12 protein-coding genes are annotated in these 11,833 nt (G+C 53.8%); 4 read left to right on the plus strand and 8 right to left on the minus strand.

Features of this window, described 5'->3' with window-relative positions:
- From A3754_RS14660 to A3754_RS14685, 6 genes are all read right to left on the minus strand, one after another.
- Positions 1–1,100, minus strand: a 1,100-nt coding sequence (locus A3754_RS14660; RefSeq protein WP_063520299.1) for an SIR2 family protein, incomplete at its 3' end; no start/stop codon positions are given.
- A 196-nt stretch (positions 1,101–1,296) separates the two neighbouring features.
- On the minus strand, positions 1,297–1,836 hold the full coding sequence (locus A3754_RS14665; protein ID WP_156497005.1) for a hypothetical protein: 540 nt from the start codon (positions 1,834–1,836) through the stop codon (positions 1,297–1,299).
- Between the two features lie 112 nt (positions 1,837–1,948).
- Positions 1,949–2,713, minus strand: a complete 765-nt coding sequence (locus A3754_RS14670; protein WP_063520292.1) for an abortive infection family protein — start codon at positions 2,711–2,713, stop codon at positions 1,949–1,951.
- Positions 2,714–2,741: 28 nt separating this feature from the next.
- Positions 2,742–3,242 carry a hypothetical protein gene (locus A3754_RS26670; RefSeq protein WP_063520293.1) on the minus strand — a complete coding sequence of 167 codons (501 nt, stop codon included), beginning with the start codon at positions 3,240–3,242 and terminating at the stop codon, positions 2,742–2,744.
- A gap of 97 nt (positions 3,243–3,339) precedes the next feature.
- On the minus strand, positions 3,340–4,491 hold the full coding sequence (locus tag A3754_RS14680; protein WP_156497006.1) for a hypothetical protein: 1,152 nt from the start codon (positions 4,489–4,491) through the stop codon (positions 3,340–3,342).
- 498 nt (positions 4,492–4,989) lie between these two features.
- Complete coding sequence (locus A3754_RS14685) at positions 4,990–5,691, minus strand: TetR/AcrR family transcriptional regulator (RefSeq protein ID WP_063520295.1); 702 nt, start codon at positions 5,689–5,691, stop codon at positions 4,990–4,992.
- A 313-nt stretch (positions 5,692–6,004) separates the two neighbouring features.
- Between A3754_RS14685 and A3754_RS14690 the strand changes: the two genes are divergently transcribed.
- From A3754_RS14690 to A3754_RS14705, 4 genes are all read left to right on the plus strand, one after another.
- Positions 6,005–7,447, plus strand: coding sequence for a coniferyl aldehyde dehydrogenase (locus A3754_RS14690; RefSeq protein WP_063520300.1), 1,443 nt, complete (start codon positions 6,005–6,007; stop codon positions 7,445–7,447).
- Positions 7,448–7,622: 175 nt separating this feature from the next.
- Entirely contained in the window at positions 7,623–8,156 is a 534-nt protein-coding gene (locus tag A3754_RS14695) for a twin-arginine translocation signal domain-containing protein (RefSeq protein ID WP_063518825.1), read from the plus strand.
- Between the two features lie 55 nt (positions 8,157–8,211).
- On the plus strand, positions 8,212–9,828 hold the full coding sequence (locus A3754_RS14700) for a GMC family oxidoreductase (RefSeq protein ID WP_063520296.1): 1,617 nt from the start codon (positions 8,212–8,214) through the stop codon (positions 9,826–9,828).
- Between the two features lie 186 nt (positions 9,829–10,014).
- Positions 10,015–10,878 carry a PA4780 family RIO1-like protein kinase gene (locus A3754_RS14705; RefSeq protein WP_063520297.1) on the plus strand — a complete coding sequence of 288 codons (864 nt, stop codon included), beginning with the start codon at positions 10,015–10,017 and terminating at the stop codon, positions 10,876–10,878.
- Between the two features lie 140 nt (positions 10,879–11,018).
- Here A3754_RS14705 and A3754_RS14710 read toward each other — a convergent pair whose 3' ends face one another.
- Complete coding sequence (locus tag A3754_RS14710; protein WP_063520298.1) at positions 11,019–11,510, minus strand: hypothetical protein; 492 nt, start codon at positions 11,508–11,510, stop codon at positions 11,019–11,021.
- A 56-nt stretch (positions 11,511–11,566) separates the two neighbouring features.
- Positions 11,567–11,833: DUF4334 domain-containing protein (locus A3754_RS14715; protein ID WP_156497007.1), on the minus strand; the 267-nt coding region annotated here is incomplete at its 5' end.

Consider the following 11,833-nt stretch of genomic DNA (forward strand, 5'->3'; position numbering starts at 1 on the left):
TCATTTTTACTAACGCTCGCATAGCCGATTGGTGACGGCCCTACAAAATCTTGTTGAGCAACCCCAACACCGACTAAAAACTCTACATCATCTTTTGTTTCAATTTCATCTATGTCAACAACGCAAATTTTCTTCTCTGGTTCTGAAGATTGCACCAGTTCGTATAGCTGCTCTTTGCAATAACGCAATACTCTGGCAGGAATTTTCCTTTTGGTGGAATGAATTGCTTTATAAACTGGAAGGAAGTCGTTAGTTTTAACTAACACTAATGGTATCTGTATTCCATCAATAGTTAAATAAGTGTCCGATATGTTTGGCTCTTCTCCTGCGGACAATCGCTGGACGAAAATCAGGTTTTTCCTCAGCTGCTCAATATTATCTTTCCCAATGCAGCCAGATATTGCCTTTAACAAACTGCTAATATTTTCATCCGAAATTGAATACCCAATAAATACAACGGGATGCTCAACAAACAAAGTTATTAATTTTGCTGCCAAGTAGGTGTTCTTTTGGTCAAAAGAATTATAATCAGAATCAGTAAGAACCAATGAATCTGAGTTAGTTGAACACCCGTGAATCTTGTATATCTCACCTATTTCCTGAGGATTTGAAAACAATAACTCTTCTTGTCCGATATACGTTTTATACTCCGGGAAAAGTTGCTCAATAAACATATCCCAATTGGTTGTAATAACGCCATCGACATTCAAGTTGGCTAGCAATTTAACCTCTTCAGAATAATCAGACTCTTTTGCTTTAGACTGATCTAGAGTAGCCAAGTAGTTACAAACCTCTATGCGAAGCGCAGATGTCTCATTTTTAATTTTTGATTTAAAGCGCTCCACACTTTTCTCATATTCTGGCGCAGCCCACCAATGTTCATTGAAGTCTTTTGCTAATAGAGCGGCTACTTTTGGATAATTCCCATTCGCGGAGGACAGATAATATTCGAATGGCTTCCCTGTCACGCAAAACTTGCTAAGCAGCCCCTTCCAGTCCTCCAGCCCCAAATATCTCCTAGAAAATCCAGACCCCAAAAAAAGAAAAGGCCCTGCTGATCGGCTTCGAAATATTTCAACTAAATTATTTTCTATATCCATATTTGTTCTCGTTCATAGCCTAATCATTCAAAGAACGTTTAACGCTTTTCTTCAGTTGCCAAAAGAACATTGAGGGTCAGGTCTTTCATCGTGCACTCGAATGAACGATGAAAGACCTGACCCCAAAGGTCGCTACGAAACATAACGCCAAGCTTTTTGCCGAGCGGCGTAGCCGCGAGTCAAAAACAGCGCTTTGCTATACCTTTAATTCCATTATTTTCTGCGACTCGTTAACTATAGAGTCTCTGTGTTTTCGGATTACGGGAATACTACTCTCAAGAAATCTGTCTATAGATTCAGGGCGCAAAGGATCTGGTATTTTATCAAAATACTCAGAAGCAAATTTCGATATTTTCTTCTGTATTTGATCAGGATAAAAGATCAAATTGTTGTCAACTTCATCTTTAAATTTTTTGGATCCCATTACAGTGGCACCGTAAATAGCAGCCTGGAAACCCTGGTGAATTTCCGCAGGAACTTTTCCGTTCGAATTATGCCATAGTTGATCAAAAGGTAGTTTTAATGTATCCCGATATTTTATCGCAGATTCAGCACTCTTAAGAATTTCAGATACACTTCTTGTTAAAGAACTCAAAGATGCGATCCGATCTTCGTAAAACATTTTCGCTAGTTCCGTATTGCGTTGCTGCCTTATGTTATAGGCTTGAACCAATAAACTCGCTAGCGCAACGACTCCCGGGACCGCAATGGCAAGCGCTGATGTGCTATCTGACATTATTTATATCTCGTTTAGTTGTAGGCATAACGCCCGCAGCACGCGCGGCTTTGGAATGGAGGCGAAGCCGCAATGGAAAAGACGTAGCCGTGACTGCGATTGTTAGCCCTTTTCACTGAAGTTTGCTGTCCAAGTAATGCAGAATCGTTCTGCTTGCATTGCATACGAGCTCCGCATCTGCCTCCGAAAGCAGATTTTCATTTGCATGGGCCACACTCGCGTGGTTTCTCAGCTGATTCAGCGTATCTAAAACTGAAGAGAAGGACTTTAAGATTCGGTCAATTTCCGCTGACCAGTGACCGCCACTATTCAAACTTGGATGGGATTTCCGAAGAGCCTTATATAGCGAGGTAATCGTAGCATCCTTATCCACAGTGATTCCCGCCGCTTCACACTGGCTAAGGAAGTAGCCATGTAGCGCGGTATGCACCCTATCAACTCCGCTCGTGGCGCCTGATGTCGCTAGCAATGCCTCAGTATCTTTAAGCGCTCTCTCAACAACATCTCTGGCAGAGAGAGTTGGTGGCACAAACGTTGGAGCCAAGCCCTCTGGTTTTAGTCCAATTTCACGCATTAGTGCCGAGTGATTGCTCCAAAGCCAGTCCGCAGCTTTCTCGTTTTCGAGAAAACATTGCAAATCTTCGACATCATCGTTTAACAGAAACTCGATAGCCTGAAATACACAGGAGCCGTAATCGTCGTCACCCCAAGAAAGGCTGCGCAATAAACGAGAATGCCCTCGGATGTAATCGATTTGCCCAGCCTTATATCCGACCTCTTTCCAATCTGCGGCATCAAAAGTTTCAACAATAGCTTTTTGAAGGGCCAGAACCACCTTCCCCCGTAATTTACTATCTTGTTCTAGGCTCTCGAACATATGCTCTCTCACGGGGCTAACGCCGCAATCACGCGCTTGTCGCGTGCATTGCCTTGTTAATGGCCTCTTTGTTGAAGCCGTTAAAAATTTCCCTCGCCAGGGCCCTGTGATTCCCTTCTGATTCGTGAAAGTGAATCTCTGTTTGAAATTTGGGCCACTGGTTGAATTCCGACCGATACAAGTAAACAACTTCAGACTCTATGCACTCCAAAGCATAGAATTCTTCCTCTTCAGGACATTCGTTTAGAACCCAGATATGAAGAGAGGCCTCAGCCAGTTCCTTCCTCCAGCGATACCCCCAATATCCTCCTGTGCCGTCTGCTTTAAAACCAAGCCGCATGCGTGCGCTCATTCCCTGAACGGTCTGCCCAATATAGATAAGTGAGCTGCTGTGGGAAAACACATAAAGCTTGGGACCTCGAGTAGTAACTGGCGCCAAAAAGGTACGCCTTCCCTCTGCACTCAGAACAGAATAGCTATCGTCTCCATCCACTGAGACCTGGTATGCATACGGACCTTCAAGTTTCAAAGGTGATCACCCCCGAATCCATTAACGCCGCCAGCACGCGCGGCTTTGTAGTGGAGGCGAAGCCGCAACGGAAAAGCCGTCGCCGTGCCTGGCCTGGTTAGGTGCTTGTTGATTCTGGACTCCCATCGTCCACCTTCTTGAAAGTCACATGATCAAGATACTCTTCAATGGAGATTTCTTCAGCATCAAGGCGTTGACATGCTTCGCCCGTAGTGCAGAAGGTCATTTTATGCTCTTTGGAACTCGTCAGATATCGTAGTTCAACCAACCTCGCCTTTGAGCTTCGCCATAAGGGAATAAGAAGATGGCTCGCATGAATGAGCCGCTGTTGGGTGGTTTCGTGAAGGTCGAGTACAGTTGTTCTTGCCGATGAGTCATTCTGCGATAACTCAATGACCCTAAACCCCTGCGTGCTAACTCCAGAAACAAACGTCATCATGTGAACATCTGAGCGGACCTCCGTTTCTCGAAGGTACGGTTTGATATTTTCCCAGCGATCAAAGAAAAACAGCGTTCTAGCGATACTGAGCGCTTGAAACACCGAGAAAAGGCAGATTACTACCGAAAATAGCTCTTCGCGAGAAAATGCAACTTCTGATTCGTTCGGGGGTTCTCCAAAGACACCTATAATGCGTTTCCCCTGAACCCGGGATCTATGGTGCTGCGCTATATTTCTCCATTGATTTAGCCTGACACCCCAAGGGGGCGGCGCGAAGAGATCCGGAACGCCCGCTGTCCGGGATAACTCATCCACAATATTCCCGAGCTTCAATTTTTTGATGTCATCAAAACGTGGATTCTTTCCACGAATGATGCGCACCTGAGCCAAAACATCGCGGAGAAGAGGCTGAACATTTGCCTCAATCAGAGCTCCAATATTTCGAAATACTTCGTACTTAAAGTCATGTAGGTCAAGATCATCCTTTGGCTCCTCAAAATATAGGCTACTCCAATACTCAGATAGACTTTCTGCAATAGCAGGTTCCGATGCGGCACAAAGCTGGTAGCAAGCTTGGGGATTGAGTTCTGATGCATGCCGATAAATTTCCAGCACATGGTTGAATGCGTGCAGCGCCCAAGAATTTTCTTTAAGCCGAACCAAATTAATCGCTTGTGGAGCAAGTACGTCCACAGCGAGTTCCTCCAACCGCTCTAGGCTTGAGAAATACGGTTTTAAGACCTCCACAATGAACGCCTTTATCTGTTCTGGCGTCACCCCAGCTTCGGCCATCGCGACAAATGGATTCACGCGGGCCCCGGGGTCTAAGACTTTCCTCTTAAAGGAACTTGTCACATTCGTACTCTCAACACTTGAGTGCACCTAACAGTTATTAGGAAGCCGGCTCGAATATCCAATGAACGCGCCGGCTTCATATAACAAAATACAAATTTGCATATCGAAAGATAAAAACAGAAAAGTCAGTCAGTTACAAACCGGTCGGTTTACGCATGATTCAATATGTTGACCTCTTCTTTTCCCTGACCCAATAACACTGACCATAAAGACAGAATTATTGAGAATCGGATCCAGCCCAAGTACAAGCAGCGCCCCATAGAGGGAAACAGCCACCGGTTATCAACGCCTGCGTTTGAAAGGAGGGTTGGTGGGATGTATTGGGAAAAGGGCGATGACCCTGCGTCGTCACCACGAAGGGCCGAGAGCACACCGAGAAAAGAGGGTTTTCCTCCGTGAGCTCTGTGCCCTTTGTGGTAAAACCGTTTTTGGCAGTGGCAGATGGAAGGGCAGCTATTCGCTGCCGGTTCTGTCCAGCCCCGGCACATGGCCGAGCAGCAGGGTCGAGGTATTATTCGCCGCCCGGTAGCGGGCCTTCATTTCTTCCAGGTGCTCACGGGCCTCGCCGCGCAGGAAGGGCTCTTCCAGGCAGATGATCTGGTAAACGCCGTGACGCATCAGGGATTCGTCCAGGGCTTCATCCGCCGCCGCGTCCGGGCGCAGGCCATGGACCAGCGATGCCCAGGAGGACATCAATACCCAGGTATTCACCATCAGTCCCTGTAGCTGCTCATCATCCACGTCGATAATGCCGCTGCCGCGCAGTTCACCGTAAATCACCCGCCCCCGTTCCAGTACGATTTCCACAAAGGCCTGATAGCGGGCGGCCAGCTCCGCATCGGCGTGCAGGAAGTGGGTCAGATCGCGATGGAAGAACCGGTACTGCCACATGGACGCCAGCAACCCCTCGAAATAGTAGGTCTTGATGGTCCAGGTCAGCGGCCCCTGGGGGGCTTCCAGAAGGGTCAGCAAGTGCTGGCTATAGCGCTCGAACAGCGCCGCCACAATCGTGCCCTTGTTCCGGAAGTGGTAGTAGAGATTGCCCGGGCTGATGCCCAGGGCCTCGGCGATGTGATTGGTGGTCACATTACGTTCACCCTGCCGGTTGAAGAGGGCGAGGCTGGTGTTGAGGATCCGTTCCTTGGTGCTGGTCATTGTAGGCCAAATGTTGTGATTTCATTACCGCAGGTTGACTCCTAGAGTAATTACTCTAAAAATCAGACTCAAGGTTAATTTTTGATCGGCAATCAGCACTGCCGGTCTTGTCATCATACATAATCCTGAAGCCGCGATTTCAGCGTGGATGGATGGCGTAAGAATTTGCTGTCACAGGGGATTTTCTGAAGAAGCGTCGCATCAGGGAATGCGATCGACTGAAGAAAACTTTCTGTGGCGGCAAAGGCTTGCGTCAGACGCCGCGAGGAAGTCGCGGACTCAGGATAAAAAAAGCCTCGGGAGGCAAGTGACCATGGTCGCCGAAGTCAAAGAACTGCAACGCAACAATACAGCTATCGAACGCATGCACCGCATCTTTGATGCCCAGAAGGCCGCGTTCCGCCAGCACCCTTACCCCAGCGCCGAACAGCGCATCGAGCTGATGGGCCGTTTCAAGCCGCTGCTGCTGGATAACATCGATGCCTGGGTCGAAGCGGTCAGCAACGATTTTTCCAACCGCGCTGCAGACGAAACCAAGCTGGCTGAGATTATGCTCAGCCTGGAAGCACTCAAGTACAACAGCAAGAAGCTGCGCAAGTGGATGAAGGCAGAAAAACGCAGTGTCAGCGCCCTGAGTTGGCCCGGCAAAACCTGGGTGGAATACCAGCCGCTGGGCGTGGTGGGCATTATCGTGCCCTGGAACTATCCGATTCAGCTGGCCCTCGTGCCCATGCTCACCGCGCTGGCCGCCGGCAACCGGGTGATGGTGAAAATGAGTGAAGCCACTCCGCGCACCGGCGCCCTGCTGGAAAAACTGGTCAGCGAGGCGTTTCCGGAAGAGCAGGTGGCCGTGGTCAACGGCGAAGTGGATGTGGCCCAGGCTTTCTCCGAAATGCCCTTTGATCACATGCTGTTCACCGGCTCCACCGCCGTGGGCAAGCACATCATGCGTGCCGCCGCCAACAACCTGACTCCGGTGACGCTGGAGCTGGGCGGCAAGAGCCCCTGCATCATCGGTCAGGACTTCCCCATGAAGGATGTGGCCGAGCGAATTGCCTTCGGCAAGTGCATGAACTCCGGCCAGACCTGTGTGGCCCCGGACTACATCCTCTGCCCGGAGAACCGGGTGCGCGAATTTGTGGACGCCTGGACCGCCCAGGTGAAGCAGTCCTACCCCACCATGGTGAACAACCCGGACTACACGGCCATCGTTAACGAGCGCCAGCTCAAACGGCTGCAAGGCTACGTCAGCGAAGCCCGCGAGAAGGGCGCCGAGGTGATTGAGATCAACCCGGCCAATGAAGACTTCAGCGGCAGCCAGAAACTGCCCCACACCATGGTGCTCAATGCCACCGACGATATGCAGATCAGCCATGACGAAATCTTCGGCCCGCTGATGATCGTGGTGCCTTACAAAACCCTGGACGACGCCATCGATTACGTGAACGAGCGCCCCCGTCCGCTGGCCCTGTACTACTTCGACTGGAACCAGGCCAACGGCGACCACGTCCTCAAGAGCACTCACTCCGGCGGCGTCTGCCTGAACGACACCATCTCCCACGTGGGCGTGGACGACATTCCCTTCGGTGGCATCGGCCCATCCGGCATGGGTGCCTACCACGGCCCGGAAGGCTTCAAGACCTTCTCCAAGGCCAAGGGCATCTACAAGAAGGGCAAGTTCAACGCCACCAAGTTTATCCTGCCGCCTTATGGCCGTGGCATGCACAAGATGATCGACAAATTCATGCTGAAATGATCAGTTTCAAGTTCAAAGTATAAAGTTTAAAAGCGCGGGAAAGGTCTTTGTCCTGGGACGACCACACCCGCGCCATTACCGTTAATCGCGGGCCAGACATTACAAGACTCAACAACCTCAACCGCGTTGTAACTTTCAACTTGCTACTTTCAACTCAAAAAAAGAAGAGTGCGCTATGGACCAGGGAATTAACCGCCGCAGCTTTCTCAAGCTGAGCGCTGCCGGCAGCGCCATGCTTGCCGCCGGTTCCAGCCTTGCCTTGCTGACCGGCTGCTCCAGCAACGATGGCCCCGCTGCGGGCTACCGCCATTTTCGCCAGCAGGACGTAGACCTGCTGACCCCACTGGTCGGCGCGGTACTGGGCCCGGCCCTGACCGCCGTCGGCGCCACCGCCAAAGACGGCATGAAAGCCTTTGACGACCTGCTCGAAGGCGGCATGCCCGGCACCCGTGCCGCCGTGCTTGAAGTTCTCGACCTGATGCAGCTCGGCGCAGCCCGCTGGTATATCACCGGCACCTGGGCCAGCTTTGCTGAGCAGAGCGAAGCAGAACTGCAACAGACACTGACCCAGTGGTCCGCCAGTGAGCGGGGCCTGTCTCGCATGGTTTTCAAAGGGCTGACCCAGCCGATGTTCATGGCCTGGTATGTGAAACCCCAGGCGGCACGCAGCACCGGTTATCCGGGGCCGCCGCAGAACGTTATCGCCTGAGCATCCGGCTTTCACCTCTACTGCACCAGCCAGTCAAGAATAAAAGGACAACGCCATGCAGGACCTGTCAAAACTCAATATCAAGGGCATCAAGGATCCGTGGAAGATCGGCCAGGAGAGCGGCTGGGACGTCATTGATGGCCGCACCGTTTCCTCCGACCGCACCCTGGAAGCCGACGTGGCCATCATCGGCACCGGCGCCGGCGGCGGCGTCAGCGCGGAAATCCTCGCCAAGCGCGGCCTCAAAGTGCTGCTCATCGAGGCCGGAAAGCTGATGACCAACCAGGATTTCTCCCTCGACGAAGGCCAGGCCTATCGCGACCTGTACCAGGAAGGCGCTCTGCGCGCCACCAAGGATGCCGGGATGACCATCCTGCAGGGGCGCACCGTGGGCGGCACCACCGTGGTCAACTGGACCAGCTGTTTCCGCACCCCCCACGAAACCCTGCAATACTGGCACGACGAGTTCGGCGTGCAGGGCCTCAGCCGTGCCCAGCTGGACCCCTGGTTCCAGCAAATGGAAACCCGCCTCAAGGTAGAAAAGTGGGCCATGCCCCCCAACGCCAATAACGATGTGATGAAACGCGGGTGCGACGACAGGGGCTGGCATTCCGCCCTGATTCCCCGCAACGTGAGCGGCTGCTGGAACATCGGCTATTGCGGCATGGGCTGCCCCACCAACGCCAAGCAATCCATGCTGGTCACCACCATTCCCGGCGCCCTGGATCACGGCTCCACGCTGATCCACAGCGCCCAGGCGGACACCCTGATTATCGAAGGTGACACCGTCACCGGGGTGCGCGTGCGGCCGCTGAATGACGACAAGGTACCCACCGGCGCCACCGTGACCCTGAAAGCGAAAACCGTGATTGCTGCCGGCGGCGGCATCCAGAGCCCGGCACTGCTGATGCGCTCCGACGCCCCGGACCCGAATGGTCTGGTGGGCAAACGCACCTTCCTGCATCCCACCAGTTTTGCCTTCGGCCTCTACGACAAGGAAATCGCCCCGTATTACGGCGCCCCCCAGTCCATGTATTCCGACGAGTTCACCTTCAAACACGGCGTGGATGGTCCTGCGGGCTACAAAATGGAAATGATGCCCATGCACCCGGGCCTCTCCAGTGCCTTGATCGGCGGCTTTGGTGAACGGGCACGGGATGAAATCGAGCGTCTGCCCAATCTGGCCGCCTCCATTGCCATGATCCGCGACGGCTTCCATGACGAGAACCTGGGTGGCGTCGTGGAACTGCGTGACAATGGTGAACCGCTGCTGGATTACCCGGTAAATGACTACCTGCTGGAGGGCACCAAGCGGGCCCACCTGAGCATGCTGGAAATGCAATTCGCCGCCGGCGCCAAGGAAGTTCGCCCCAGCCATTCCCACGCCGGCTACTACAAGAGCTGGAAAGCAGCTCGCGAAGGCGTGGCACAGCTGGACTATGCCCCGGTCATCACCGGCCTGGGCAGCGCCCACGTGATGGGCGGCCTGACCATGGGCCAGGACGAGAGCCGCTGCACCGTCAACAGCGACGGCAGCTACAAGCACCTGAACGGGCTCTACATCATCGATGGTTCCGTGTTCCCCACCAGCATCGGCGCCAACCCCCAGCTGTCCATCTACGGCCTCAGCGCTCGCAACGCCTCCGGCCTGGCCGACAAGTTGAAAGCCTGAGCCATACTGCAGGAGGCTGCTTGCAACCGAACCGGTGTCGAGGTTCGTTTGCAAGCAAACTCCGACGGTGGCAACCGCATGCTGTAGCCACATCAATATGAGCCCCAGTCGCCCCCAACACCGGTTCCCGCACGAAAACCACAGGAAGCAGGCGAAGCCGCGCGCCAAATAAGGTATAAGTGCGGCATGAAAACCCCGCAACGTTTACAGCCCCTGGTCGACGACGGTCTCGTCGATGAGGTCATCAGCCGTCTGATGAGTGGCAAGGAAGCCGATATCTTCGTGGTCCGCTGTGGCCAGGACATCCGCTGCGCGAAAGTCTATAAAGAAGCGGCCAAGCGTAACTTCAAGAAAGCCGCCCAGTACCGGGAAGGGCGCAAGGTACGCAACAGCCGCCGCAGCCGGGCCATGGAAAAGGGCTCCAAATTTGGCCGCGAACAGCAGGAGCAAATCTGGCAGAGCGCGGAAGTGGATGCCCTGCGCCTGCTTGCCAGCGCCGGGGTGCGCGTGCCCAAGCCCTACGACATGCTCGAAGGCGTGCTGTTGATGGAACTGGTCACCGACGACGAAGGCGATGTGGCTCCCCGGCTAAGCGAGGTGGTGATGTCCGCCGAGCAAGCCGAGGAGGACCATGCCCTGATGATGCAGTACGTCGTGCGCATGCTCTGCGCCGGCGTGGTTCACGGTGATCTGTCGGAATTCAATGTGCTGGTGGACGACTACGGCCCGGTCATCATCGACCTCCCCCAGGCCGTGGATGCAGCCGCCAACAACAACGCCGAAGCCATGCTCTACCGGGATGTGGACAACATGACCCGCTATTACGGCCAATACGCACCGTCACTGCGCGGCAGCCGCTACGGCCAGGAAATCTGGGCCCTGTATGAAAGCGGGGAGCTGACACCGGACAGCGAACTGACCGGCCAGGTGGACGACGACGAGCACATTGCCGATGTGGATGATGTGCTGGCAGAGATCAAGGCCGCCTTCGAAGAAGAACAGGAACGGCGCGAACGCCTTAGCGGCGACGCAGAGGACAGTGGCTATTGAACCCATCAGATAGGGTGCACTGAGCCTAAGGCGAACTGCACCCTGCGGAAAACCTGAATTCCCGGTATCCCCACCTATCCGTAGGAGCGTCGCTGGCGGCGCGATAGCCAACGCATGGAATCGCGCCGCCAGCGACGCTCCTACGGGAACATGTATCGCTGAGCGACAGGTACGATCAGACACCGGCTGACGTCCGGCGACAGCTCGCCAATCGTGGCGCTGGCCCAGACAAATCCCTGCACCGATACCCCACACAAGAACACTACCAGCAGGAAAAAAATCACCGGCTTGATGCGGGCGCGATTGCCGTACACATAGCGGGTAGGGCGAAATACCTTTTCGCCGGGCAAGGGCGACTGCCCCAGCCGCAATATCTGTAAACTGTGCCGCCCTTCAATGGCCAGCACCACCAATGCCAACCCCAGCGGCAAGCCGATAAAGAGGCTGTAGATCACCAGTTCCAGGCCATTGAGCGAGCCATAGTGATGGCAGTGCGCCGTTTCCATATAGCGCTCGAACCAGGGAAAAAAGAAAAATTCAGTCAGCAGAAAAAGCGGTGCCGCCCAGCCAGCGTGGCACAGTAACCGGACAATACGCTCCCCCTTGCTGTATTGCGGTGCCCACTCGGCCAAGATGGTCTCTCCCCTCCAGCATGTAAATTACTCAGGGGGCATTCTGACAGAAAGGCTCAGTTATCGTCGCGACGCAGCACAAAGAAAAACGGCTGCTTCATGCCTTTCAAGTCCATGATGCCGAGCACGGTATTGTCATCCACCTTGCGGAACACATCGTTGATCGGCAGGTTGTCGTACATCATGGTCGCCGTGGCCACCCCCCGGTAGGTGGTGGTGCGCAGACGCGCGGCGGACTTGCGCCCGGATAGCAACGGCAAGATCCACTGGAACACCTTGCCCACAAACGCCGAATTCAGGAACGGCATCTGATCCAGCAACCC

This window comes from Alcanivorax sp. HI0083 (assembly GCF_001635175.1).

Bases quoted from the DNA above. Each gene is read 5' to 3' on its own strand.
- A3754_RS14665 (WP_156497005.1), bottom strand. From the start codon at position 1,836: ATGTCAGATAGCACATCAGCGCTTGCCATTGCGGTCCCGGGAGTCGTT.
- A3754_RS14670 (WP_063520292.1), bottom strand. From the start codon at position 2,713: ATGTTCGAGAGCCTAGAACAAGATAGTAAATTACGGGGGAAGGTGGTT.
- A3754_RS14685 (WP_063520295.1), bottom strand. From the start codon at position 5,691: ATGACCAGCACCAAGGAACGGATCCTCAACACCAGCCTCGCCCTCTTC.
- A3754_RS14690 (WP_063520300.1), top strand. From the start codon at position 6,005: ATGGTCGCCGAAGTCAAAGAACTGCAACGCAACAATACAGCTATCGAA.
- A3754_RS14695 (WP_063518825.1), top strand. From the start codon at position 7,623: ATGGACCAGGGAATTAACCGCCGCAGCTTTCTCAAGCTGAGCGCTGCC.
- A3754_RS14700 (WP_063520296.1), top strand. From the start codon at position 8,212: ATGCAGGACCTGTCAAAACTCAATATCAAGGGCATCAAGGATCCGTGG.
- A3754_RS14705 (WP_063520297.1), top strand. From the start codon at position 10,015: ATGAAAACCCCGCAACGTTTACAGCCCCTGGTCGACGACGGTCTCGTC.